The following is a 22,398-nucleotide window of genomic DNA, read 5'->3' as shown; positions in this document are numbered from 1 at the left end:
GGCTGGCCGTTGCGTGTGAAAGGCGGTTTTCCCCGCATTCGTGCGCCGTCGTCGCTTCGTGAAACGAATCCTTCTTTCCGACGGAGAAATTTGCAGTATATTTAATTTTATGGCCGGTGAGCGACAGGACATGGGACGGATATTGGGAACGCTGCTCATGCTCGTCGGTACCGTCGTGACACTCGGTTCCGGCTGGTACGTCGCGAAGGGGCCGTTTTTCGGCTACGCGACACCGCCACTGACACACGTACTCGCCGCCGCCGGCGTGTTCGTCGCCGGAATGCTCGTCTTCGCCTGGGGACTCGGCGGCCGGGTCACGGCGAACACCGGCGACGAGCGCGTGATTCCGAGCAACAAAAAAGTCTGATTCTCCGCAGTCGCCGACCGATTACGACCACTCCGCGTCCGAGAGCGTCTTCTGGACGAGTTCGTCGCCGACGGCCGCAGCCAGCGTCTCGAAGCCGGTCCGCTCCACCCGGTCGTTGGCGTTGGCGACCAGCCGCGAGACGATGAACTCCGGCGTCGACTTGCCTAACTCGTCGAAGCGGGGCTGGTAGTCGACTTCGAGTTCTAAGTCTGGCGTCAGGCCCTCCGCGAAGATACCGTCGACGCGGGCCTCCGGCCCGAGCGGTTCGAGGTCGTCCGCGAGGTGGGTGACGAACGCGCCGAGCGCGTCCCGGTCGACCGTCAGCGTCACGAGCCCGTGAAGCAGGTCGGCCGCGCTGCCCGGTTCCGTGATGGCCTCGAACTCGTCGACGAGCATCAGCGTCCGGCCGTCGCCGGTCAGCGGTGGAACGACCGATTTGAGCGTCGATTCGAGGACGCCAGCGTTGAAACTGGCGTGACGCCGATGGAACACCACGTCGTCGAACGTGGTGAGTTCGGTGCGGTCGGCCGGGACAGGGAGACCCATGTGCGCCAGCAGGACGACCTGACACACGGTTTCGAGCAGCGTCGTCTTCCCGCCTGAGTTCGCCCCGGTGACGACCGCGACGCGCTCGCCGCCCGGCGGGGTTCCGAGGTTGTGGTCGCCGAGCGCGTAGCGAATCGACTGCACGTCCTCGCCGCGGGAGACGAGGTCGAGATTTCGCGCGCTCTCGACGGCGACGGTCGCCTCGCCGGAAACGAATTCTGGCCGACTGAGGTCGTACTCGCTGGCGAAGCGCGCCAGCGAGAGCGAGAGTGCGATATCGCTCACGGCACTCACAGCCCGGTCCACGTCGCCGCGTGCGTCGCTGATGGCGTGCTGGAGGTCGACGCGTACCTCGCGTTCGCGGTCGTCCACCGCCTCGCGGAGCGACGAGGAAAGACTTCTGAGGGTCGAACTCACGAAGTCGGTCACGTCGCGGGCGTCTTCCGACACGGCGTCTCGGACGAGTTCGCTATCCGCGCCGGTCTCCGCGCGAACGTGGTCGACGAACGCCTCACTGAACTCGCCGGTCGTGCGCGCCCCGTCGTCTCGGACCCGCTCGATGACCGAATCCGCGTTCGCGTCCATCGTCTCGATGGCCGCCCGCGCGTCGCGCAAGCGGTCGAGTCTGTCGTCAGCGCCTTCGGAAACACGCCCATCACGCAGCGCACCGAGTGCGGTCGCAGCGTCCTCCAGCCCCTCACGGTCGAGGTCGGCGAGCGGGGCGAACACCCCGCCCGAGACGCCCGTGTCGAGGAGGTCCAGTGCGGCTTCGACCGCCGCTTTTTCGCCACCGCCGGCGTCGTCGTAGGCTTCGAAGGCGGCGAGGACGGTTGCTGGTTCCTCCGCGTCGAGCGAGTCCCACGTCTCGCGCGCAGTGGTCACGTCGTCCAGCCGTGCCTCCATCGCGTCTTGCGAATCGAGCGGCGTAAGCACGCGGATGCTGTCGGCCGCGTCCTCGGTGACCGCACGGCGACTGGCGAGGTCGATGAGGTCTTTGTACACCGACCGCGCGTCGCCCGTCGACAGCACGTCCATCCCGGCCCCACCGGTCGCCCGTCGGAGGATGCGCGTGGCCCGACCGCGGGCGAGTCCGGTCGTCACCAGCGTCCGAACGTCGGCCGACTCGATGGCCTCGATGGCGCGGTCCTCCCCGAGTTCCGACGCGAGGAGGTCGCGCGTCTTCGGCCCGACACCCCAGTAATCGTCGAGTTGCGTCATCGATTGTCACGGTATGACCAGAGCGGGATACGTCCGCCGATATCGACCGGGTGAGAACATCCCATAACTTTGAACGGCGGTAGAATTTTTCACCCGGCGTGCGAACTGTGACACATGACCACAGCCTTCGACCCCGACGGCGGTATCGACCCTGAGAGTCGGTCGTACCGCTACTACCGGAACGCGGTCGAGCGCCACTGGGACCCCGCCGACGTCGACCTCGACACGGACCGCGAACACATCCAGCGACTCGACGACCCCACCCTGACGCGACTGCGCGCGACGCTCGCGCTGTTCGGTGCGGGCGAGACGGCCGTCACGGAGGACCTCGCGCCCCTCGGCGTCGTCCTCTCCGACGTGAACGACCAGTTGTTCGTAACAACGCAGCTGTACGAGGAGGCCAAACACGCCGACTTCTTCGACCGGTACTGGAGCGAGGTCATCAACCCCGAAGAAGCCCGACGCGGACAGGAAGAGACTGACCCACGCGACCCGAAGTGGTTCACCGACGCCTACAGAGAACTGTTCGAGCGAAACGACGCCGCGATGCATCGCCTGCTCGACGACGACTCACCACAGGCCCGTGCCGAGGCGTACTGCCACTACCACCTGACCATCGAGGGTATCCTCGCTCAGACCGGCTACTACGGCGTCCAGCACAGTTTCGACGGGAGCGTCGAGGGCGTCCCCGAACTGCCCGGACTCGTCGACGGCTTCCAGCAGATTCGCTCGGACGAGGGTCGCCACGTCGGCTTCGGCATGGCGAAGCTGAAGGAACTGGTCGACTCGGATAAGGTCGACCCGCAGGAACTGTACGAGTTGACGACGGAACTGGCGTTGCTCACTCAGCGCGTCGTCTCCGGTGCGGCCGCCGAGGACCAGCCGGGCGTCGCGCCCAGCGGACTAGCGGCGTACGCCGCTCGGAAGCATTCTGAGCGTATGAGCCAGATTACGGAGTCGAGCGAGGTGATTCCGACTGTGGACGAACTGGTCCGCGTCGACGAGTAACTTGAACGTTTCGTCGGTCTGCCGGGACAGCGACACTGGTCACGCCCCTTTATCTGCAGGCCGGGAAGGAGAGCGTGATGGACTCGCGACGTTTCCCACGCCCGACGCGACGTGCTGCCCTCACCACTCTCGGGACGACCGGTCTGTCGGCGCTCGCCGGCTGTGCGGCTCTCGGTCTCGGTACCACCGACTCTTCGAACGAGCGTTCCGGTGCAGGCGGCACCGACGACTCAGGAGCGCCGACTGCGAACGGCTCGTCTCAGTCCAGTAGCGACGAGTCGAACAGTACCACGGTCCGGACCAGTTCCCAGACGACACCACTTGGCGTGTCGCTCGACGGGAACCCCGTGCAGGGGTCGGCGGACGCACCCGTCGACCTCTACTACTGGAGCGACTTCCAGTGTCCGTTCTGCAAGCGCTTCGAGGTGAACACTCGGCCGAAACTCGTACAGGACGCGGTCGCCGGCGGGACCGTCCGACTCGTCTATCTAGAACTCCCGAACATCGGGTCGGCGTCGTTCCGTGCTGCCGCCCACTCGAAGTGTGTCTGGCGGCAGGTCCGCGACGACGACCCATCGGTGTACCTCGACTGGCACGAGGCCGTCTTCGACGCCCAAGAGAAGCCGAACTCCGGGTGGGCGACGAAAGAACGACTCTTGGGTATCACCGAATCGGTCGACGGGGTCTCACGCGACGCTGTCGCGTCCTGTCTCGACGGCGAGAAACAGTCGGTGAAGTCGTCGATGCGTGCGGACGTGGACCGGGCGAAGGACCACAGCATCGCCGTCACGCCGTCGTTCCTGTTCCACGACCGCGACGCCGACGAGACCCAGACCATCAACGGGGCACAGCCGTACACCCGGTTCGCCAGCGTCGTGAAGTCGATGACGGGTGAGTGACTGTGGCGGTCTCGGACAGCCGGTTCCGGTCGTTCGGCACGGACCTCTGGGCCGCCGTGACTTACCCGTTCGGGTCACTCGGCCGCGCCACCGCCGCCCTCGCGGTCGCCGTCCTGACGTACTGTGTGCTCGTGCTGAGCACCTTCCCGTCGTACAGCGCCCAGATGCTCGGCGCTGGCCTCCACTACTTCGACACGGTCCTGGTCTCGCTGACGCGCCTAACACTCCGTTCGAACGGGCAGTTCGCACTCGCACTCATCGTCGTCTACGCGTTGTTGACGGGCATCGCAGTCGTCGATGCCGTCGCCCAGATACGTACCCAAGGACTCTCCGGAACGAGCGGACTCGGGGGCACGATTCCGGGACTCCTCGCGTCCGGCTGCGCCGGTTGTGGGGCGGGCGTCCTCGGCCTGTTCGGCTTCGCCGGGGCGCTCGCTGCGATGCCGTTTCACGGGGACCTCCTCCGCGTCGGCGGCGTGCTGTTGCTCCTGTTCTTCCTCGGGAGAGCCGGCGACCCGACGACGTGTCGGCTCCGGTGACGCGACGTGGCCGACTCACCGATACAGCGAGAGGGCGACGGTTCCGAGTCCGACCGTGGTGAGACAGGTCGGCAGGTAGCCACCGAGCGGTTTCGTGACGCCCAGTGCCCCGTACAGGCTGCAGTCTGCGGCCCCGCCGAGGCTGATGAACACGAAGCCGATGGCGAGGTAGAGCATCGGCTCGCTCTCGTTGCGGCGATAGCCACGATAGCTCTGGACCGCGACGAACAGGCCGAGTGCGACCGCGAACAGTTTCGCGGCCAGCAGCGGTGTGCTCATCCGTCGTCACCTCGGACACCGCGCCAGAGACTGGTGAATCGGTCCGCCGCGTCGGCTTCCCCCGTCGACTGGTCGTCTTCGTCACCCTCGACCGTCGCGGCGAGGTCACCGTCGTCGAACTCGAATTCGACCCGTGAGACGGTGGCCTCGTACACGGTGTGGTGGTGGCCCTCGGGGTCCGGGCGCGTGTACGACCGGAGTAATCCGTGATCCGAGAGGTCGTCCACGCGCCGGTACACCGTCGAACGCGACATGTCACAGGTCTCACTGAGTTCGCTTGCAGACATCGGTTGGGCACTCGTGCTGAGCAGTATCGACCGCGCGTACTCGTCGTGTAACAGCGCGAGGAGGTCGGCGGGGTGGGTGCTCACTCGTGTACGGTTACTCCACAACTACACTTAACCATTTACGACCGGCTCCCTCGACGCGGGCGTACACTCATTACGCCACCGTGGGAACAACTGACACATGCGAGCCGCAGTCCTCACCGAGCACGGCGAACCACTGGAGATACAGGATGTGGACTACCCCGAACCAGCCCCCGACCAGGTGGTCGTCGAGACACGCGCCTGTGGCGTCTGCCGGAGCGACTGGCACGCGTGGCAGGGCGACTGGGGCTGGGTCGGCGCGCAGGCACCACCTGGGCAGGTCCTCGGGCACGAGCCCGCCGGGGTCGTCGCCAGCGTCGGCGAAGACGTGGAAACGCTCGCAGCGGGCGACCGCGTCGCCGTCCCGTTCCACCTCGCCGACGGTACCTGTCACCAGTGCCGAACCGGCCACGCGAACGTCTGCGAGAGCGTGATTCCGCTCGGCTTCGCCGACGTGGCCCCGGGCGCGTTCGCCGAGGCGTTCCCCGTCCGAAAAGCGGACGTGAACGTGGCGAAGTTGCCAGACGGCGTCGACTTCCGCGACATGGCCAGCCTTGGCTGTCGGTTCATGACGGCGTTCCACGGCCTCGCTCACCGCGCCGACCTCGCGCCCGGGGACTGGGTCGCAGTCCACGGCTGTGGCGGCGTCGGCCTGTCGGCGGTCCACATCGCCGACGCCCTCGGCGCGAACGTCGTCGCGGTGGACATCCGCGAGGACAAACTCGAAAAGGCGCGTGAACTCGGCGCGCGAGAGACGCTGAACGCGGCGGATTCGGAGCGTGTTCCGAGCGACGTGAAAGCACTCGTCGGTGGCGGCTGTGACGTGTCGGTCGATGCGCTCGGCGTGCCCGAGACGTGCCAGAACGCCATCGGGTCGCTCGGCCGTCGCGGCGAGCACGTCCAAATCGGGCTGACGACGGGGAACGAGCAGGGGAACCTGACGATTCCGAGCGACGCGATGGTGATGCAGGAGATAGACTTCCTCGCCTCCTTCGGCATGCCGCCGACCGACTACGAGGAGATTTTCCGGATGGTCGATTCCGGAAAGCTGGAACCGGGACGACTGGTGAGTGAGGAACTGTCGCTCGACGACGTGCCCGAGACGCTGTCGCGGATGAGCGACTTCGACACCGTCGGGATTCCGGTCGTCACCGAGTTCTGACGCGGCCTGGTCCGCGTGGTCGGCTCACTACAGCTCTCGAACGTCGCCCGTATCGTCGGTACTGCTCACGACCCACGCGAACTCGTTGTTCGCGTCGACCCGTCCACCGAGGAAATGTCCACGCTGGCTGTTTGATTGGGTCGGACTGAACGAGACTCGATTGTGTGGTGGTTGCTCGTCGTCGACAGTGAATTCGACGAGATACGTGGTGTCGAAATGGAAGGCTTCTTCGTACGTCTTCGTCTCGCCGGGTTCGAGCCACGCGCCCGCAGTCTGGCCGCGAAGCCACGGATACTCGGACTCGCTGTCGTTCTGCGGTCCCGTATCGTCGCCGACACTATCGCCGACGGCGATGACGACGAACTCGACCGAGTGCGGCAGGTCGTGCTCGTTCACGAACTGGATACTCCCGGCTGGCGGTTCGCCGGAACCGGAGACGGTGTCGTTACACCCTGCGAGACCGGCAGTCGCGGCGGTCCCGAGTGCTGCGAGTAGTCGACGGCGACTGGTGGAGGGCATCTACGTTCGACTTCACCGCAGCCACAGAAAATACTGTCGGTATTTCTATATTTGTCGCACCAATGTCGGTAGAATCCCGGGTGGATATCTTCGAGACGCTCGACAGTTCACTCGCCGTACGTCTTTTCGATGTACTCCAGAATGTTCGCCGATTCGTTCATCGTCACGCCGTAGTCGTCGTCGACGAGCACGGGAACTGCGCGCTGTCCGGAGACGCGTTTTACCTCGTCGCGCTTCGAGTGCAGGCCCTCGACCCAGACGCTCTCGTAGTCGATACCGCGTTCTTGCAAGTCTTCGTTGACCTTCTCGCACCACGGGCAGCCTTCCAGTTCGTACAGTGTGAGTGCCATGGGCAGGCCTACGACGGCCATCGGAAAACGCCTTGCGGGGAATCGCCTGCCAGCCGCCAGCGGTGCGGACCCGAACAGTGACGTGAGTTCGGGTGAACCCATCGCGTATGAGCGACCTCATCGGGCACCTTCTGGGGTTTCGGAAGTTCATCGCGGTCGTCGTCGGACTGGGGCTGACACTCGCACTATTGCTCGCGTCCGTCGCCCTCAACGAGACCGGGATGGCCCTCGTCTACCTGCTGGTTTCCTTTGTCGTCATCGTCGTCGTCGTCGGCTGGGTCTACCTGCGAATCGTCGCCAAGGAGAGTGCCGAGGTCCGCGACCCTGCGCCGGAGTGGGAGCGGCGTGAAGACCGCTGACTCGCGTCCTCAGGCAGTCGAAACGGTCGTGTTCACAGTAGTACTGTTCCCGTCGTCGACGCGGACCACTTCGATGGCGTTGACCATCGGGTGATTCGCCGCGCCGTGGCGGAACGTGACGCTCAGCATGTCGTCCGCTGGCGTGACTTCGAACGACACCATCCCGCCGGTGTCGTCTCCGAAGCGGTCGATGGTGTCGAAGTCGGTGAGGACCGACTCGCCTTCTGCGGTCACGTCGAACACTCGGTCGCCGGGATTGCTCGTCTTGTAGTAGCTGTCGTAGACGTACAGCCGGACTTCGTACGTCTCGCCAGCCTCTGCGTCGAACGCCCAGCGCATCTCCTCGCCGCTGCTCGGGTCCCAGCGCTCGCTCTCCCAGAGTTCGCCGGGCGTTCCGGCGGGCACGGAAGCGTCGATGGTTCCTGGCTGCGCGAGGCCAGTCGACGCACGGCCGCCAGCGACGAGATACTGGCTCGGTGAATTGCTCGTGTCGGCGCTCCAGTCTGGCCCGCCGTCGGTCGCCGCGACGGTAGACCCGGCCGCATTCACGCGGTGGACTATTTCGTCCTCGTCGGGTGCATCGGGCGCGTCGGCTACCTTCACGACTTCGATGGCGTTGGCCATCGGGTTGTTCGCGAGTCCGTGCAGGAAGTCCACGTCGAGGGTGTCGTCGCTCGGCGTGACCGTCACTGACAGCACCGTGCCGGTGTCGTCGCCGTAGCGCTCGATGACGTCGAAGTCGGTGACGGACTCGTCTTCGACAGCGAGGTCGAACACGCGGTCACCAGGAGCACTCGTCTTCCAGTAGCTGTCGTAGACGTACAGACGAACTTCGTACGTCTCGCCAGCCTGCACGGGGAAGTCGTAGCGCATCTCCTCGCCGCTGCTCGGGTCCCAGCGCTCGCTCTCCCAGATGGTGCCCGGCGTCCCGGTGGGTACCGAACCGTCGATGGTTCCGGGCTGTGCGAGGCCGGTCGACGTGCGTCCACCCGAGGTCAGATACTGACTCGGCGAGTTCGCGGAGTCGGCGGTCCAGTCCGGCCCGCCGTCGGTCGCCGAAACCGTGGGACCGGCCGCGTTCACCCGGTAGACGACTTCGCCCTCGGCTGGCTCGTCCGAATCCGTGTCTCGAACTGTCACGGACACCGTGTCGCTGTCGGTCGCACCCGAACCGTCGGTCACCTCGACTGCGAACGTGAGCGTCGTGTTAGCGTCGACGCTCGGGGCGTCGAACGTCGGGGTCGCCGCGGTCGCGTCTGAGAGGGTGACACCGGTGCCGCCGTCGTCGACCACTGTCCACCCGTAGGACAGGCCGTCACCGGTCGAGCCGGTCGCGTCGAGTTGGACACCTGCGGTGCCTTCGTCGACCGACTGGTTTGCACCTGCGTCGGCCGTCGGGCCGCCGCTATCGCCGCCACCGCTACCGCCGTCACCGACCTGCACGACTTCGATGGCGTTGACCATCGGATTGTTTGCCGCGCCGTGCAGGAAGTCCACGTCGAGGCTGTCATCCGTCGGCGTCACGGTGAACGAGACCATCGCGCCGGTGTCGTCGCCGTAGCGCTCGATGACGTCGAAGTCGGTGACAGCGTCGCCTTCGACGGCCAGGTCGTACACGCGGTCACCCGCTTCGCTCGTCTTGTAGTAGCTATCGTAGACGTACAGCCGGAATTCGTACGTCTCACCGGCCTGTACGGGGAAGTCGTAGCGCATCTCATCGCCACTGCTCGGGTCCCAGCGCTCGCTCTCCCAGACTGCGCCGGGCGTGCTGGAAGGGACCGACGAGTCGATGGTTCCCGGCTGTGCGAGACCGGCCGACGCGCGCCCGCCCGAGGTCAGGAACTGGCTCGGGGAGTTCGCGCTATCGGCGCTCCAGTCCGGCCCGTCGTCGGTCGCGGCGACCGTGGGACCGGCCGCGTTCACGCGGTGGACGACCTCGCGCTCGGTGGGGTCGTCCGGCTCGTCTGGTTCGTCTTCGACGAGCGAGACAGAGAGTCGGTCCCACGACGCCGAGAACGTCGACGAAGCACCGTGAGCGGTGCTGACGAGACCGACTGCGGTGCCCTGCGACGTGTCGGTGACCCAGGACGCCGGCACGGCGAACGGCTCGTCGAAGGCGACACGCTGGCCGCCGTCGATGGCGTATTCGGCGGTCACCGCGACGTGGTCGGTCCCGTCGTCCGGCGTCGGGTCGGTCGTCGGATCCACGGTCAGGTAGAGGTCGGTGGTCTGGCCGCTGCCGACGACGGCCGGTTCGGACAGCGTCGTCGTCTCGGCGACGCCGTCGACCTCACGGACGACCTGCACGCCGCCAGTGGGGTTTCCGTCGGCGTCGGTCGCAGTCGCGGAGATGCTGAGGTAGTTGTCCTGGTCACCCGGGCCGAACTGGATGCCGACCGCCTGCCCGTTCTCGGGGGTCATGTCGTCGGAGAACGGCGTGACGACGGTCCCGTGAATCTCGAACGGATTGGCCGGGGCGGCGACCCCGTACTGGAAGCCGTAGGTCAGGGAGTTCTCGTCCCCGAGGGCCGTCCCGAACGGCACCTCGTCGACGGACATCTTCTCGGCGGCCCCGCCAGCGCGGACCTTCGAGGCGTTGTACAGGGCCGAATACGGGCGTTCACCGTCAGTCAGCAAGCCGGTGAACCCAAGGCCGAACAGCGAGTTCGGGTGTTGTCCCGGCTCGAACTGCCGGTCGACCGGGAGCGTCGTATCGAGACCGTTCGCCGGGTCGATGGCGAACGGGTCGACCGCGTCACTGAGGCCGTCCTCGTCGTCGTCGCTGTCGAGCGAGTCGGGCACGAAGTCGTTGTCCCTGTCTGCCGGTTGCGAGGCCTGCGAACACGGATTCGTTCCGACTTTGTTCTCGTCGCCGTTGGTGTAGCCGTCACCGTCGTCGTCGGCTTCTGGGTCGTACGCCGGGTCTGACGGGTCGTCGGCGATACAGGCTGCACTGGCACTGCCGTCGTAGTCGTTCGGTTCGAACACCGTTATCTCGTTGCTGCCGTAGGTGGCGGCCCACACGGTGCCCGGGAACGTCTCGTCGTCACCCTGTGCGTGGACGTCGAGCGGGTTGTTCCCGATGTGTTCGAATATCGGTGCGGACGCGACGACGCCGGTCCCGGATGCGTTCAGTTCGACGCGCTGGACTGCGCCCGTGTTCCACATCGCCAGCAGGAGGTCGCCCTGCATCTGTCCGCCGAAGTTCGAGGCGGTGTAGACGTCCATCCCCTGCGGCGACGGGTCGTACACTTCGAGTGCAGCGCTTTCGGAATCGCCGGTCGGCGACCGATAGTCACACTCGGCCGAATCGTGCAGACCGGCCTCGACCGCCGCGCCGAAGGTGCTGTTCGGGTTCCCGCGGGTCGGGTTCGGGTGGCCGTAGTAGCCATCCTGCTCGACACGGTAGAGGCCTGGTGGCGAGAACTCGTCCTGTTCGTTCTGTTGGTTCGTACAGATGCCGGCCGGGCCCTCGTCGGCGACGATGCCACCCCAGCCGGGGTTCGCGCTGTTGTCGGTCGCGTACAGCGTCCCATCCGGCGTCAGCGCCACGTCGTAGGGGTTCCGGAATCCTGCAGCGAACACGTCGACGGGACTGTCTGCGGTCCACATCGCCATGTTCTGGCCGTCTTGCCCGCCGAAGGGGGTCTCGGTCCCCTGTAGCGTCGGCAGGTCGTACAGGTACGTCGCGTTCGAATTGGCGGCGTCTTTCGCTGCCAGTCCATCGAGCTGGTCGAGGTCGACTTCGATGACCGCAGCAGTGAGCGCGTACTCGGGCGTCAGCGCGAAGTTGTCCGAGGGCGCGCCCTTGTTCGTGTGGCCGCCCTGCCCGACGTAGAGGACGTTTCGCTCGGCGTCGTACTCCAAATCGTTCGTCGCGTGATTCAGTTCGGAGCGGGGCAGGCCGCGGACGAGCATGACGTGGTCCCAGCCGCCGTCGCTCGCTCTCGTCAAACGCGAGACGGTCCCCGAGTTCGTGTCGAGGCCGCTGTCTGCGTGGCTGCTCCCGGCACCGACGCGCGGGTCGCTCGATGTGGCGTAGACGACTGGGTTCGACGCGTTCCCGACGACGGTGATGCCGGTGACCTGCCGGGTCGTGACGTTCGGGTTGTACGTCCCGTCGTCGTCGTGGTTCGGGATTCGTTGGACTTCGTCGATGACCTCGGTATCGGTCACGGTGTAGTTGTTCGGGCCCTCTCGCGTGATGGTGAACGCCTTGATCGCGCCAGTCATCTCGGCAACGTAGAGCCTGCCGTCCGGGCCGAAGTCGAGCGACGTGGGGTTCGCCAGGTCGATACCGTCCAGTCCGCTCAGTCCGAAGCCGACCGGCACGGTCTCGGAGCCCTCGCCAGTGAGTTCGACCGGCATCGGTGAGTTCGACCCGCTGTGGTCGATTTCGAGCGTCCCGTTGGCGTTCGTCGCGGTCGTCGGTGCGAACGTCACCGGCACGGTGGTCGACTCGCCCGGAGCGAGCGTCACGTTTCCAGTGAACGCGGTCGTGAAGGCGTCGTCGCCAGTCGTGGTCGCACCGTTCAGCGTGATGTTCGTGTCGTTGGCCCCGCCGAGATTCGTGACGGTGACTCGCTTCGTCACCGTCTCGTTCGTGACGACGGTTCCGAAATCGACGCTCGACCGGCCACCGAGTCTATCCGGTTGTGGCTCCACCGTCGCCACTTCGATGGCGGCGACCTGCGGGTTCTCGACGACGTGTGCGAAGTCCACGTCGACCGTCCCGTCGCTCGTGACGTTCGTCGACACCATGCCGCCGGTCTGGTCGCCGAATCGGTCGACGATGTCCACGTTCGAGAACGTCTGATTCTCGAAATTGACGTCGAAGACGCGGTCACCCGGCTGGTTCGTGCCGCTGTAGGAGTCGTAGAGGTAGAGTCGCACTTCGACGCGCTGGCCCGCCTGCACGTCGAATTCGAACTGCATCTCCTCGCCGCTCGCCGGGTCCCAGCGCTGGTACTCCCAGATGGACGCCGGTGCCCACGCCGGCACCGAGTCGTGAATCGCGTCCGGTGGCGCGGGGGCGCTCTTCTGTTCGCCACCGGCGACCAGATACCGGTCGTCGGTCTCCCAATCCGGGCCGTCGCCGCCAGCGATGCGTGGCCCGCCGACGTTCGTCCGATAGATCACGGCCCCTTCGGACGATGGCAGTGTCGTCGGCGGCGACTGTGTCGACGTGGTCGATGCCGTCGTCTCTAGCTGTGTAGTCCCAGACTGTACCGTGGTGGTCGGTGCTGCGACGGCACCGGTGCCGACGACCGTCGACGTTACCAGCAGTAACGCCACCATCACCACCGAAACTCCGTTAGCTGTGTTTCGTCCCATTCTCGTACTCCCCAGTAGGTCGCTCAAATCGACGACCAGTGTCGTTGTAATTATATACTTGATAATATGCCATCTCGACTCTCCCGCCGCCGCCGCTTGCCGGTAAGGAGCGATTACTCACGAAAACGAACGCACGAATCGGAGTACTGTCCGGTCGGCTTCACCCACGCGCGTCTCTCGTTTTACTCAGCCGTAAGTCAAATACGCTTGACTTATACGATATAGAACGGTTCTGGAGACGATATACTTCTCGTCGCTGCGACCGCGAGTACCGTATTGGTGCCAGTGTGGCCGCGTCAGTAGCCGTTCGTGATTCGCGTGTGTGCGCCGATGAGGGCACCAGAGAGGTCGAGATTGTCGAGGTGTGTCTGCTCGTCGATGATGGAGTCGTGAATCTCCGTCTCCTTGATGGTCGCATCGGGGAAGATGACCGACCCTTCGATGGTGCTGTCGACGATGGTCGCGTCGGCCATCACGTGGACGTTGTCGCCGAGCGTCGACCCCTCGATGGTCGCCGACTCGTGGATGTAGTTCTCCCCATCGAGGTACCACGCGACGGCGTCGAGGTAGGACTCCGGCGTCCCGATGTCGAACCACGCGCCCTCGAAGGTGTAGGCGTACGTCGTCTCGCGGTTCTGGAGCCACTGGACGAACCAGCCCGGTTCGTCCGGGTTGTTGTCGCCGGCGAGGTACTCGTCGAGGAGGCCGACCGTGTCGGCGGTGAAGGCGTAGCAGGCGATAGAGACGAGGGTGCTGTTCGGGTCGTCGGGCTTCTCCTGGAAGTCGACGATGCGCTCGCCGTCGAGTTCGACGAGGCCGTAGGACTTCGCGAGTTGTTTCGAGCCCACGTCGTAGGCGGCGAGCGTCGGGGCGTCTTTCGCCTCGAAGAAGTCGATGAAGTCGGAGACGTCGAAGCTGATGAGGTTGTCACCCGCGATGACGAGCAGGTCTTCGTCGACGCCTTCACGGTCGACGAGTTGGGCGAGTGCGCCGACGACGCCGAACTTCTCGTCTTCCGCGGAGGTGTCTTCGACGGAGAGCTTCGGCTTCTCGAAGTCGCTGTCGGCGAGGTGGGCTTCGAACTCGGGCGCGAACTTCTCGTTCGTGCTGACGAACACCTCGTCGACGCGGTCGTCGTCTTCGAGTTCCGCGAATATCTGGTCGATGACGGTCGAGTCGCCGACGGGGAGGAACATCTTGGGCCGATTTTTCGTGATGGGCCACAGTCGAGTCGCATACCCCCCAGCGAGGACGACAGCTTTCATACTCGCGGCTTCAATAGCCGTTACTAAGTCCTTTATCCTTTCTGACGCACAACCAGAGAGTGTGGCAACCCGACTCGTGGGCGTGAATACCAGCGTACGGCGGGAGGACCCGAATTGATTCGGTGTCCCTGCCCACTTTCGTGGGAACAAGACGTTTACCGTCTCGGTTCCCACACTCTGGCATGCGCCAGGCTGACGAAACCACCCGCCAGCGCATCACCGACAGACTGCGACAGGGCGCAGACACGCCCAGCGGACTCGCGTCCGAGTTCGACGTGACGGCCGGCACAGCCCTCCGGCACGTCGAGCACATCTCGCGGTCGTTAGACCACGCCGACGAGCAACTGCTCGTCGCGCCCCCCGAGTGCCGCGAGTGTGGCTTCACAGACTTCGACGACCTCCTCAATCGGCCATCGCGCTGTCCCGACTGCAAGAGCGAGGCCATCGAGGAACCGGCGTTCCGCGTCGACTGAGCGTCGAGACGAGGCCATCTCCTCGCTATACGCCGTCGAACCCGATTCGACCGCCGCCAGAAGAGAGATCTACGTCGGTCGCTTTCCCGACGTGGTCGAATCGGTAGTCGTCGTCCGTGAGGTACACGTCGCCGTCGTCGACCGCGATATCGACGGGTTCGAGCACCGCGCCCTCGCACGGGCCGTGCGTGCAGACGCCATCGTCCTTGCGGAACGTCGCGGCGTGGCGGGTACAGACGAGTTCGTCGTCTCTGACCTCCGCGCCGGAGCCTTTGTCGATGCGCACGTCGGTCCAGTGCTGACAGTAGTTGCGCCACGCGGTGACGGTGCCGTCGTCGAGTTTCGTGAGGACGACCTCTCGCTCGTCGAACCCCTCCATCACGGTGAAGAGGAAGGTGCCGTCGACGGGTACCTCGTCGACGGCCGTGATGTGGCTACCCTCGTCCATAGTCCGCGTTACGCGGCCGTTGGTTTGAACGCCACGATTAGTGCGAGATTCTGTGTTAGTGTGTTTTCGTGCTGTTCTGTGAACTGCTGTCGGTGTGGACACAGACTGTCCTGTCAGTTGTTCCACCGGGCAGTTCACGACTCACGACGGTACATGACCGCAACCGCACAGCACCGCGTCCACAGCCTCCCCATCCGATTCCGTCCCCAGAAATCAGAGATTTCTGGTGTCTCGGAAACCGACGGTTTCCGACGAGTCCGCAGAATCTGTGATTCTGCGAGATGCTCACGAGACGCATTGCGTCTCGTGACCGGTCCTCACCGCCACTCGCTTCGCTCGTTACGGCTGCGGTCCTCATCCCTCGCGCGATGTCGCCTCGTGGCCCTCGCTTCACTCGGGCACACTCGAAAGCGCGCACCATGCCGGTTGGTCGGGTCGAGTCCCAACAGTCCACACGACGGGATGGTGACACACGTTTATGCGATGCGCACGAATTTTTACGTAATATGACAGACCTGCTCGTCTACGGGTCCTACGGCTACACGGGTCGGCTCATCGCCGAGAAGGCGGTTTCGAAGGGGCTGAACCCTATTCTCGCGGGACGCGACCCCGAAGCCGTCCACGACCACGCGGAGGAACTCGACTGTCGTGCTCGCGTGTTCACCGCCGACGACCACCGGACCGTCGCGGACTTCTTAGAAGGCGTCGACGTGGTTCTCAACTGCGCCGGGCCGTTTTCGAAGACGGCCGATCCAGTCGTTCGGGCCTGCATCGACGTCGGTGCGCACTACCTCGACATCACCGGCGAGTGGCAGGTGTTCGAGGCCATCGCCGCGCGCGACGAAGCCGCGAAAGACGCGGGCGTGATGCTCCTGCCCGGCGTCGGCTTCGACGTGGTACCCTCGGACTGCCTCGCGGCGCACCTCCACGACCGACTGCCCGAGGCGACCCAGTTGAGACTCGCACTAGGCTCGCTCGGTGGGATGTCTCGCGGAACCGCGCTCACGATGGTCGAGAGCCTCGGCGAAGGCGGCGTCGTCCGCGAGGACGGTGTCATCACCGAGGTTCCGCTGGCCGAACACGACCGCGAGGTCGAGTTCAGCTACGGCGAGCGAAGCGTGATGTCCATCCCGTGGGGCGACGTGTCCACGGCGTACCACTCGACCGGCATCCCGAACGTCGAGGTGTACAGCGAGACCCACCCGAAGACCATCGCTCGCCTCCGAAAACTCCGCAAAATCTCCCCGATTCTCGCCGCCGGCCCCACCCAGAAACTGCTCAGCCTGCTCGTCAACTGGCGCGTGAAGGGCCCGGACGAGGAGCAACTCCACGAGGGCCGCGGCGAAGTCTGGGGCGAAGCGACCGACGGCATCGACCGCGTCGTCTCGCGACTGCACACGCCCAATGGCTACGCGCTGACGCGCGATACCGCCGTCCTCACCGCGAGGAAGGCCCTCCGCGGGAACGTCAAACCCGGTTTCCAGACGCCGTCGACGGCCTACGGGAAAGACCTCGTCCTCGAAATCCCGGGCGTCGAGCGCGTCGACGTCGGTGGAATTTAAGTACGAATCCGCGGCCACCGTCGGCGTGTCCTGACCCCCTGCCGCACACGGTGGCGCGGTTGTGCGACGTGCTCGTGTGCGATTCTGAAACCGGATTCACGTCGCCTGTTCGCCAAAACGAGGTTGCGAGTCAGTCCTGCGTAACCGATTCTTCGCCGTCTGAGAGTCGCTCGCCGCCGTAGTGACGACGCTCGACGAGGTCGTCGAACCGGTTCCGGAGCAGGTTCGTCACTGGGCCGCCGCCGACTGCCATCCCGTCGACCGTCTCCACAGGCCTGATCTCCCACGTCGTGTTCGTCAGGAACGCCTCGTCTGCGGTTCGCACGTCCTCCGGCGAGTAGCGACCTTGCCACACCGGAACACCCTCCTCCCGCGCGAGGTCGAGCACCACCGTACGAGTGATACCCGGCAAGAGCGGCAGGTCTGCCGTCGGCGTGTGCAGGCCGTGTTCGTTCACGAAGAAGAGGTTGCTCGTCGCGCCTTCGCAGACGTTCCCCTCCTGGTCGCGGAGCAGGGCTTCGTCGACGCCCTCGACGAGTTCGTTCCGCGCGAGGATACCGTTCAGGTAGTTGTGGGTCTTCGCACCTGGCGGAAGCGAGTTCGCCGGGGGCTTTCGCGTCTTCGTCGTCTGGAGCGTCGCCGAGCCGTCCCACACTGGGTCGCTCTCTGCGCCCCCACGCGGCAGTGGCTTCACCACGACGATGACCGTCGGGTTCACGTCCGGCGACGGCGTGAGCTTGCCGGATTGCACGCCGCGCGTCACCGAGAGCCTGACGTAGGCCTCTTCGAGGTCGTTCGCGGAGAGCGTCGCGTCCACCCGCGCACGGAGGTCGCCCGACTCGACACCGGGGTCGAACCCGAGCGCGTCGCACGAGCGGCGCAACCGGTCGACGTGGGCTTCCCACTCGAACACGTCGCCGCCGTAGGCGCGCATCGTCTCGAACGCGGCGTCGCCGTAGCGAAAGCCACGGTCGTCGACGCTGACGCTCGCGTGCGCTGCTGGGACCAGTTCGCCGTCTACGTGGTAGTGCATTCGTCGAGGAAATTCTTGACCAGTCGTTTGCCCACCCGTAGCGACAGGTGTGCGCCGGATTCGGGTTCGCTCACGTCGCCCGTGAGGATGCTCTCGGGGTGGAACTGCACGCCGACGTGCGGTTTTTCGCGGTGTCGAACCGCCATCAGCACGGATCGCTCGTCGGCGGTCGTCGCCGTCTCCACGAGTGAGTCGGCCAGTCCGTCGCGCTCGACCGACAGCGAGTGATAGCGTCCGACGCGGATCTGCTCGGGGAGTTCCGTGAAGATGCCCTCGCCATCGTGGCTGATGACCGAGGGCTTGCCGTGGACGACATCGGGAGCGTGGACCACAGGTGTCCCGTTCGCCAGACAGAGCGCCTGATGGCCGAGACAGACGCCGAGCGACGGGTACGCGAGGTCGCGGAAAACCGGCACGGAGACGCCAGCTTCCTCGGGCGTGCCCGGCCCCGGTGAGACGACGATGGCGTCGGGGTCGAGTTCGCGGATGTCGTCGACGTCGATGGCGTCGTTCCGTCGCACGACGACTTCGTCGGCGAGCTCGCCGACGTACTGGACGAGGTTGTACGCGAACGAGTCGTAGTTGTCGACGACGAGGACTTCGGTCTCAGTCATCGCTCGCCTCCCCGACCGTGAGGCCGGCCCGGTCGCCGAGGGCTTCGTCGACTGCGGTGACGAGTGCCCGCGCTTTGTCGAGCGTCTCTTCGTACTCACGTTCGGGCACCGAGTCGTGGACGATGCCCGCGCCGACGCGGAGGAAATATTCGTCACGATGACGCACGAGCGTCCGGATGACGATATTCAGGGTGGCCCGGTCGTCGAAGCCGAAGATGCCCATGCTGCCAGTGTAGGGGCCTCGTCTGGTGGCTTCGAGTTCGTCGATAATCTCCATCGTCCGGGGCTTCGGCGCGCCCGTGATGGTCCCGCCCGGAAACACCGCAGCGATGGCGTCGGCGAGTGATTCGCCGTCGCGCAACTCGCCGGTCACGTCGGAGACGAGGTGCATCACTTCGGAGTAGCGGTCGACGCGGCGGTACTCCGCGACGTCGACGCTGCCGTACTCGCTGACCTTGCCGAGGTCGTTGCGTTCTAAGTCGACGAGCATCGCGTGTTCGGCGCGCTCTTTCTCGTCGCTCGTGAGGTCGACCGCGAGGTCGCCGTCTTCCTCGGGCGTGTTCCCTCGCGGGCGGGTACCGGCGATGGGTTCCGTTCTGATGTAGCTGCCGTCGCGTTCGAGCAGGAGTTCCGGACTCGCGCTCACGAGGTCGACACCGCGGAACTCCAGCAATCCAGAGTACGGGGCTGGGTTCACGGTCCGGAGCGCGTCGTAGGCGGCGACCGGGTGGACCGCCGCCGGCGCGACGAGTCGCTGTGAGATGTTCGCCTGGAAGGTGTCGCCGTCGTGGACGTACGCTTTCACGCGGCGGACTCGGTCGGCGTAGGCGTCGGGGCCACAGTCGCTCTCGAACGTCGCATCGTGGGTTTCGGTGCGTGGGCGACCGATGCTGGGGTCGCCGTCGGCGATTCGTTCGGCGAGGTCGAGCGCTCGCTCTATCCCGCGGTCGTACGCGGCATCAGGGTCGTCGCCGACCACGGGACACGCCGTAATGCGGAGCGTCGTCGGCCCGTCGTCGTCGGGCGTTTCCCACGCGGCGAGGCGGTCGTACACCGCGAGCTGCAAGTTCGGTACGCTGCGGTCGTCTCTCGCCTCGCTCGGAAGTGCTTCGAGTTCGCGGACGGTGTCGTAGGAGAGCCAGCCGATAGCGCCGCAGGGAAACGGCACGTCACAGTCGCCTCGAGCCAGCGTCTCGCCGTCGAGGACGCCTTGCAGGGCGTCGAGCGTCGGCGATGTGGTTTCGACATCGCTGTCGTTTGCTCGTCGGCAAGCCGACCCGGGTGAGACGGTCAGCGTCTCGATTGGGTCGACTCCGAAGTAGCTCCAGCCGGGTTGGCCACCGGTCGTCTCCAGATACGCGTTCCACTCGCCGTCGTCGGCGCGGGCGCGCCGATACGCGTCGAACGGGTCGGCGACGCGAACCGACACTTCCACTGGAACACGCGCCGCGGGGGAAGCGGCCGAGGCCGCCGCTTCGAAGGAGCGACGGCTAGTCTCGACGCGTGGGTCTGTCATGGCCGGAGGAAAGAGAACTGCACGTAACCGTGTTGCGGTCCTCGCGCTACCGACGGGCGCGAGCCCGTTCGATCCAGCCTTCGACGCGAGCCGCCGCGATGTCCGTCTCCTCTGCGACTTCGTCCGGGTCGGCGTCGGCCAGTTGCGCGACGGTGGTGATGCCCATGTCGGCGAGGCGGTCGGCGTACGCTGGGCCGATGCCTTTGATGTCCTGTACCGGTTTGGAGTCGTCTTCGGGTTCGAGTTCCGGTTCCGGTTCTGGTTCCGGTTCAGCGTCGATTTCCGCCGCTGGTTCCACTTCAGGTTCGACTTCTGCGTCGACCTCGGATTCGACTTCCGCGACTTCCGTCTCGGGTTCTGCCTCGACGACGCCGGTGTCGACGTCCTCGTCGGTGTCGGCCGTTGTAGTGTCCGTATCCGCGGATACCGTTTTCGCAGACGCCGCGACGGCGTCTTCGGCGGTGTCTGCGTCCTCGGTTCTCTGCATTGCCGCGTCCGTGTCAGACTCACTTCGGTCGGGCGTCTCGGTCGTCGGTTCCACCCCTGTCGCACCGGTGTCAGCCGACTGCTCGGGCGGCGAGTCGGACTCGCGCCGCTCCTTCTCCACCGTGACGCCGACGTCACGAGAGGACCGCGGCTGCGAATCGTCGCCTAGCCCCAGCAGCGACTTCAGCTTCTCGAGCAGTGCCATTACACGGGGATATCGGGTCACGATACTTAAACCCGCGACATGCGGGACTATCCGACATACGTTTATCTGTCGTATAGCGGTTCTAACGACCCCGCTACCTGTCGCCTCGTAAGTTGGTCCGCAGGGCGTCGTTCATCGCATCGATTGGGGCTTCGAGTCCCGTCCAGCGTTCGAACGCTTCCGCACCCTGATAGAGGAGCATCCACGCGCCGTCGACCGTCGTCGCGCCGGCAGCGGCGGCGTCTCGCAGCAATCTGGTCTCGAGCGGGCTGTACACCGCGTCGAGAACGACGAGGTCACTGTGAAGACAGTCAGCGGGTACTGGTGTCGCGTCTTCGTCCATGCCGACGCTCGTCGCGTTGACGAGTACGTCGGCCGCCGGGACCAGTTCACCGAGCGCGTCGAGACCGTGCCCTGCTGCGCCGGGAACCGCAGCTGCGAGGTCGGTCGCGCGCTCGACGGTCCGGTTGACGACGTGGACCGTGCTCCCAGCGTCGGCCAGCGCGAACGCAACTGCGCGGCCTGCACCCCCCGCTCCGACGACGACTGCAGTCGCGCCGTTGAGGTCGGCGACACCCTGTTCACGGAGCGACCGCAGCGCGCCGCCAGCGTCGGTGTTGTGGCCGGTCGGGCGCTCGCCTGTGAAGTCGATGGTGTTCACCGCACCGATGCGCGCGGCGAGGTCGTCCGGTTCGACGAGGCCGAGCACGTCCTGCTTGAACGGGATGGTGACGTTCAGCCCGCTGATGCCGAGCGCTTCGGCACCCTCGATTGCGCCGTCGAGGGCCGCCGGGTCGGGTTCGAACGTCACGTACCTGGCGTCGAGTCCGTGTTCGGCGTACGCCGCCTCGTGCATCGGTGGCGAGAGCGAGTGGCCGACCGGGTTTCCCACGAGTCCGAAGACCTGCATACGCTGTGGGCACGTGTCGGTCGGTGAAAAGTCGTCCGTCGCGTCGGGATATTGCGCGAATCCAGTCCGCCGTTCACCGGGTGGGGTGGACGACGAGCACTGGCCGGTCGATGGTTCTGAGGACGCGCTCTGTTACACTCCCGAGCAACTGCCCGGCGAGGCTCGACTCGCCGGTCGAGGCCATGACGACGAGGTCGATGTCGTGGTCGGTGACGTAGTCGACGATACCCGCACTCGGGACTCCCTTCAGCGCCGCCGCTTCGACCACGAGGTCTTCCCCGCCGCGGGCGCGACAGTCGTCGACGAATTCTGTCAGTCCGTCGCGTGCCGTGGCGAGCAACCCATCGACGTATTCCGTATCGACGCCACCGGCACTGAACGGGCCGGCTTCCCTGCGGACATCGACCAATGTGAGGACGTGCAGGGCCGCGTCGTAGCGGGTCGCGAGGTCGACTGCTGGTGGGATTCCAGCAGTTGCGGCGGTGCTCCGGTCGGTCGGCAGGAGAATCGTCTGGAAGTCGTCCACTGGCGTTTCGCCCTCGGGAACCGTCAGGACGTTTCGCCGGGTGCTCCGCAGGACTCGTTGCGTGACGCTGCCGAAGAATCGGTCTCTGACACCGGTGTGGCCAAGTCTCCCCATCACGATGAGGGCTGCATCTATCTCGTCGGCGACGGTGACGATGGCTTTGACAGGATGTCCAGCGACGAGACGTGATTCGACCGGAACGCCGGTGTCGGCACCGAGTTCGACGACCGCGTCGAGGGCTCGCCGTGCGTCCGCTTCGTCGAGTCCCCCGTTGACCGCGGTGATGGCAGTGACGTCGCTGCCGTACGTCGCCGCGATTTTCACACCGGCGCTTGCAGCGCGAGTGGCGCACTCACTCCCGTCGACTGCGATAAGGACTCGGTCGAACATCGCTCCTCTAGAAATTGGTCGA

General features: G+C 65.6%; 22 protein-coding genes. 8 read left to right on the top strand and 14 right to left on the bottom strand.

Features of this window, described 5'->3' with window-relative positions:
- The first annotated feature begins 130 nt into the window (after positions 1-130).
- Positions 131-367 (top strand): hypothetical protein, encoded by a 237-nt coding sequence (locus tag ACSC1P_RS15620; RefSeq protein ID WP_435361123.1) that lies wholly within the window; start codon positions 131-133, stop codon positions 365-367.
- Positions 368-388: 21 nt separating this feature from the next.
- Here the strand turns inward: ACSC1P_RS15620 and ACSC1P_RS15615 are convergent, their stop codons facing one another.
- Complete coding sequence (locus tag ACSC1P_RS15615; RefSeq protein WP_435361122.1) at positions 389-2,131, bottom strand: MutS-related protein; 1,743 nt, start codon at positions 2,129-2,131, stop codon at positions 389-391.
- 114 nt (positions 2,132-2,245) lie between these two features.
- On the opposite strand from ACSC1P_RS15615, the gene ACSC1P_RS15610 reads away from it, so the two are divergent.
- The 3 genes from ACSC1P_RS15610 to ACSC1P_RS15600 all read left to right on the top strand — a co-directional run bounded on the left by ACSC1P_RS15610 (position 2,246) and on the right by ACSC1P_RS15600 (position 4,577).
- The gene (locus tag ACSC1P_RS15610; protein ID WP_435361121.1) at positions 2,246-3,139 is read left to right on the top strand and encodes a ribonucleotide-diphosphate reductase subunit beta; all 894 of its coding nucleotides are present in this window, start codon (positions 2,246-2,248) and stop codon (positions 3,137-3,139) included.
- A gap of 77 nt (positions 3,140-3,216) precedes the next feature.
- Entirely contained in the window at positions 3,217-4,038 is an 822-nt protein-coding gene (locus ACSC1P_RS15605; protein WP_435361120.1) for a DsbA family protein, read from the top strand.
- A gap of 2 nt (positions 4,039-4,040) precedes the next feature.
- Positions 4,041-4,577 carry a hypothetical protein gene (locus tag ACSC1P_RS15600; protein WP_435361119.1) on the top strand — a complete coding sequence of 179 codons (537 nt, stop codon included), beginning with the start codon at positions 4,041-4,043 and terminating at the stop codon, positions 4,575-4,577.
- A 15-nt stretch (positions 4,578-4,592) separates the two neighbouring features.
- Here the strand turns inward: ACSC1P_RS15600 and ACSC1P_RS15595 are convergent, their stop codons facing one another.
- Together ACSC1P_RS15595 and ACSC1P_RS15590 are read right to left on the bottom strand one after the other, a co-directional pair.
- Positions 4,593-4,856: a DUF7521 family protein gene (locus ACSC1P_RS15595; RefSeq protein ID WP_435361118.1), complete on the bottom strand. Its 264-nt coding sequence runs from the start codon at positions 4,854-4,856 to the stop codon at positions 4,593-4,595.
- Positions 4,853-5,227 carry an ArsR/SmtB family transcription factor gene (locus ACSC1P_RS15590; RefSeq protein ID WP_435361117.1) on the bottom strand — a complete coding sequence of 125 codons (375 nt, stop codon included), beginning with the start codon at positions 5,225-5,227 and terminating at the stop codon, positions 4,853-4,855. Before ACSC1P_RS15590 ends, ACSC1P_RS15595 begins: the two co-directional genes overlap by 4 nt.
- A gap of 97 nt (positions 5,228-5,324) precedes the next feature.
- Here ACSC1P_RS15590 and ACSC1P_RS15585 point away from each other — a divergent pair, with 97 nt between their 5' ends.
- The gene (locus ACSC1P_RS15585; RefSeq protein ID WP_435361116.1) at positions 5,325-6,386 is read left to right on the top strand and encodes a zinc-dependent alcohol dehydrogenase family protein; all 1,062 of its coding nucleotides are present in this window, start codon (positions 5,325-5,327) and stop codon (positions 6,384-6,386) included.
- Positions 6,387-6,413: 27 nt separating this feature from the next.
- Here ACSC1P_RS15585 and ACSC1P_RS15580 read toward each other — a convergent pair whose 3' ends face one another.
- Both ACSC1P_RS15580 and ACSC1P_RS15575 read right to left on the bottom strand, forming a co-directional pair.
- Positions 6,414-6,905 (bottom strand): hypothetical protein, encoded by a 492-nt coding sequence (locus ACSC1P_RS15580; RefSeq protein ID WP_435361115.1) that lies wholly within the window; start codon positions 6,903-6,905, stop codon positions 6,414-6,416.
- 107 nt (positions 6,906-7,012) lie between these two features.
- Positions 7,013-7,255, bottom strand: coding sequence for a glutathione S-transferase N-terminal domain-containing protein (locus tag ACSC1P_RS15575; RefSeq protein WP_435361114.1), 243 nt, complete (start codon positions 7,253-7,255; stop codon positions 7,013-7,015).
- A 107-nt stretch (positions 7,256-7,362) separates the two neighbouring features.
- Between ACSC1P_RS15575 and ACSC1P_RS15570 the strand changes: the two genes are divergently transcribed.
- Positions 7,363-7,614 (top strand): hypothetical protein, encoded by a 252-nt coding sequence (locus tag ACSC1P_RS15570; protein ID WP_435361113.1) that lies wholly within the window; start codon positions 7,363-7,365, stop codon positions 7,612-7,614.
- 9 nt (positions 7,615-7,623) lie between these two features.
- Here the strand turns inward: ACSC1P_RS15570 and ACSC1P_RS15565 are convergent, their stop codons facing one another.
- Both ACSC1P_RS15565 and ACSC1P_RS15560 read right to left on the bottom strand, forming a co-directional pair.
- Positions 7,624-12,912, bottom strand: a complete 5,289-nt coding sequence (locus ACSC1P_RS15565) for a malectin domain-containing carbohydrate-binding protein (protein ID WP_435361112.1) — start codon at positions 12,910-12,912, stop codon at positions 7,624-7,626.
- Between the two features lie 332 nt (positions 12,913-13,244).
- Positions 13,245-14,213 carry a nucleotidyltransferase family protein gene (locus ACSC1P_RS15560; protein ID WP_435361111.1) on the bottom strand — a complete coding sequence of 323 codons (969 nt, stop codon included), beginning with the start codon at positions 14,211-14,213 and terminating at the stop codon, positions 13,245-13,247.
- Positions 14,214-14,395: 182 nt separating this feature from the next.
- Between ACSC1P_RS15560 and ACSC1P_RS15555 the strand changes: the two genes are divergently transcribed.
- Positions 14,396-14,686: a transcriptional regulator gene (locus ACSC1P_RS15555; protein ID WP_435361110.1), complete on the top strand. Its 291-nt coding sequence runs from the start codon at positions 14,396-14,398 to the stop codon at positions 14,684-14,686.
- 25 nt (positions 14,687-14,711) lie between these two features.
- Here the strand turns inward: ACSC1P_RS15555 and ACSC1P_RS15550 are convergent, their stop codons facing one another.
- Complete coding sequence (locus ACSC1P_RS15550) at positions 14,712-15,134, bottom strand: Rieske (2Fe-2S) protein (protein WP_435361109.1); 423 nt, start codon at positions 15,132-15,134, stop codon at positions 14,712-14,714.
- A gap of 506 nt (positions 15,135-15,640) precedes the next feature.
- Between ACSC1P_RS15550 and ACSC1P_RS15545 the strand changes: the two genes are divergently transcribed.
- Positions 15,641-16,696, top strand: coding sequence for a saccharopine dehydrogenase family protein (locus ACSC1P_RS15545; protein ID WP_435361108.1), 1,056 nt, complete (start codon positions 15,641-15,643; stop codon positions 16,694-16,696).
- Positions 16,697-16,826: 130 nt separating this feature from the next.
- On the opposite strand, the gene ACSC1P_RS15540 is transcribed toward ACSC1P_RS15545, so the two are convergent.
- From ACSC1P_RS15540 to ACSC1P_RS15515, 6 genes are all read right to left on the bottom strand, one after another.
- Positions 16,827-17,729, bottom strand: a complete 903-nt coding sequence (locus ACSC1P_RS15540; protein WP_435361107.1) for an aminotransferase class IV — start codon at positions 17,727-17,729, stop codon at positions 16,827-16,829.
- A complete protein-coding gene (locus ACSC1P_RS15535; protein WP_435361106.1) occupies positions 17,714-18,343 on the bottom strand; it encodes an anthranilate synthase component II in 630 nt (209 codons plus the stop codon). Before ACSC1P_RS15535 ends, ACSC1P_RS15540 begins: the two co-directional genes overlap by 16 nt.
- Positions 18,336-19,859: an aminodeoxychorismate synthase, component I gene (gene pabB / locus ACSC1P_RS15530; protein ID WP_435361105.1), complete on the bottom strand. Its 1,524-nt coding sequence runs from the start codon at positions 19,857-19,859 to the stop codon at positions 18,336-18,338. The genes ACSC1P_RS15535 and pabB overlap by 8 nt, the downstream gene beginning before the upstream one ends.
- A 46-nt stretch (positions 19,860-19,905) precedes the next feature.
- On the bottom strand, positions 19,906-20,550 hold the full coding sequence (locus ACSC1P_RS15525; protein WP_435361104.1) for a helix-hairpin-helix domain-containing protein: 645 nt from the start codon (positions 20,548-20,550) through the stop codon (positions 19,906-19,908).
- Between the two features lie 94 nt (positions 20,551-20,644).
- Positions 20,645-21,460: a shikimate dehydrogenase gene (locus ACSC1P_RS15520; protein WP_435361103.1), complete on the bottom strand. Its 816-nt coding sequence runs from the start codon at positions 21,458-21,460 to the stop codon at positions 20,645-20,647.
- Positions 21,461-21,533: 73 nt separating this feature from the next.
- On the bottom strand, positions 21,534-22,376 hold the full coding sequence (locus tag ACSC1P_RS15515; protein WP_435361102.1) for a universal stress protein: 843 nt from the start codon (positions 22,374-22,376) through the stop codon (positions 21,534-21,536).
- Positions 22,377-22,398: the final 22 nt, after the last annotated feature.

Source organism: Haloarchaeobius caseinilyticus (genome assembly GCF_051207395.1).
In the GTDB taxonomy this organism is placed as follows: domain Archaea; phylum Halobacteriota; class Halobacteria; order Halobacteriales; family Natrialbaceae; genus Haloarchaeobius.
The sequence above is the reverse complement of the archived record's forward strand: the minus strand, read 5'-3'. Positions and strand labels throughout refer to the sequence as shown.

Excerpts from the sequence above, each read along its gene's own strand:
- ACSC1P_RS15570 (WP_435361113.1), top strand. The coding sequence starts at position 7,363 with ATGAGCGACCTCATCGGGCACCTTCTGGGGTTTCGGAAGTTCATCGCG.
- ACSC1P_RS15620 (WP_435361123.1), top strand. The coding sequence starts at position 131 with ATGGGACGGATATTGGGAACGCTGCTCATGCTCGTCGGTACCGTCGTG.
- ACSC1P_RS15545 (WP_435361108.1), top strand. The coding sequence starts at position 15,641 with ATGACAGACCTGCTCGTCTACGGGTCCTACGGCTACACGGGTCGGCTC.
- pabB (WP_435361105.1), bottom strand. The coding sequence starts at position 19,859 with ATGACAGACCCACGCGTCGAGACTAGCCGTCGCTCCTTCGAAGCGGCG.
- ACSC1P_RS15560 (WP_435361111.1), bottom strand. The coding sequence starts at position 14,213 with ATGAAAGCTGTCGTCCTCGCTGGGGGGTATGCGACTCGACTGTGGCCC.
- ACSC1P_RS15610 (WP_435361121.1), top strand. The coding sequence starts at position 2,246 with ATGACCACAGCCTTCGACCCCGACGGCGGTATCGACCCTGAGAGTCGG.
- ACSC1P_RS15540 (WP_435361107.1), bottom strand. The coding sequence starts at position 17,729 with ATGCACTACCACGTAGACGGCGAACTGGTCCCAGCAGCGCACGCGAGC.
- ACSC1P_RS15525 (WP_435361104.1), bottom strand. The coding sequence starts at position 20,550 with ATGGCACTGCTCGAGAAGCTGAAGTCGCTGCTGGGGCTAGGCGACGAT.
- ACSC1P_RS15535 (WP_435361106.1), bottom strand. The coding sequence starts at position 18,343 with ATGACTGAGACCGAAGTCCTCGTCGTCGACAACTACGACTCGTTCGCG.
- ACSC1P_RS15550 (WP_435361109.1), bottom strand. The coding sequence starts at position 15,134 with ATGGACGAGGGTAGCCACATCACGGCCGTCGACGAGGTACCCGTCGAC.
- ACSC1P_RS15595 (WP_435361118.1), bottom strand. The coding sequence starts at position 4,856 with ATGAGCACACCGCTGCTGGCCGCGAAACTGTTCGCGGTCGCACTCGGC.
- ACSC1P_RS15575 (WP_435361114.1), bottom strand. The coding sequence starts at position 7,255 with ATGGCACTCACACTGTACGAACTGGAAGGCTGCCCGTGGTGCGAGAAG.
- ACSC1P_RS15515 (WP_435361102.1), bottom strand. The coding sequence starts at position 22,376 with ATGTTCGACCGAGTCCTTATCGCAGTCGACGGGAGTGAGTGCGCCACT.
- ACSC1P_RS15585 (WP_435361116.1), top strand. The coding sequence starts at position 5,325 with ATGCGAGCCGCAGTCCTCACCGAGCACGGCGAACCACTGGAGATACAG.
- ACSC1P_RS15520 (WP_435361103.1), bottom strand. The coding sequence starts at position 21,460 with ATGCAGGTCTTCGGACTCGTGGGAAACCCGGTCGGCCACTCGCTCTCG.
- ACSC1P_RS15605 (WP_435361120.1), top strand. The coding sequence starts at position 3,217 with ATGGACTCGCGACGTTTCCCACGCCCGACGCGACGTGCTGCCCTCACC.
- ACSC1P_RS15615 (WP_435361122.1), bottom strand. The coding sequence starts at position 2,131 with ATGACGCAACTCGACGATTACTGGGGTGTCGGGCCGAAGACGCGCGAC.
- ACSC1P_RS15555 (WP_435361110.1), top strand. The coding sequence starts at position 14,396 with ATGCGCCAGGCTGACGAAACCACCCGCCAGCGCATCACCGACAGACTG.
- ACSC1P_RS15580 (WP_435361115.1), bottom strand. The coding sequence starts at position 6,905 with ATGCCCTCCACCAGTCGCCGTCGACTACTCGCAGCACTCGGGACCGCC.
- ACSC1P_RS15565 (WP_435361112.1), bottom strand. The coding sequence starts at position 12,912 with ATGGTGGCGTTACTGCTGGTAACGTCGACGGTCGTCGGCACCGGTGCC.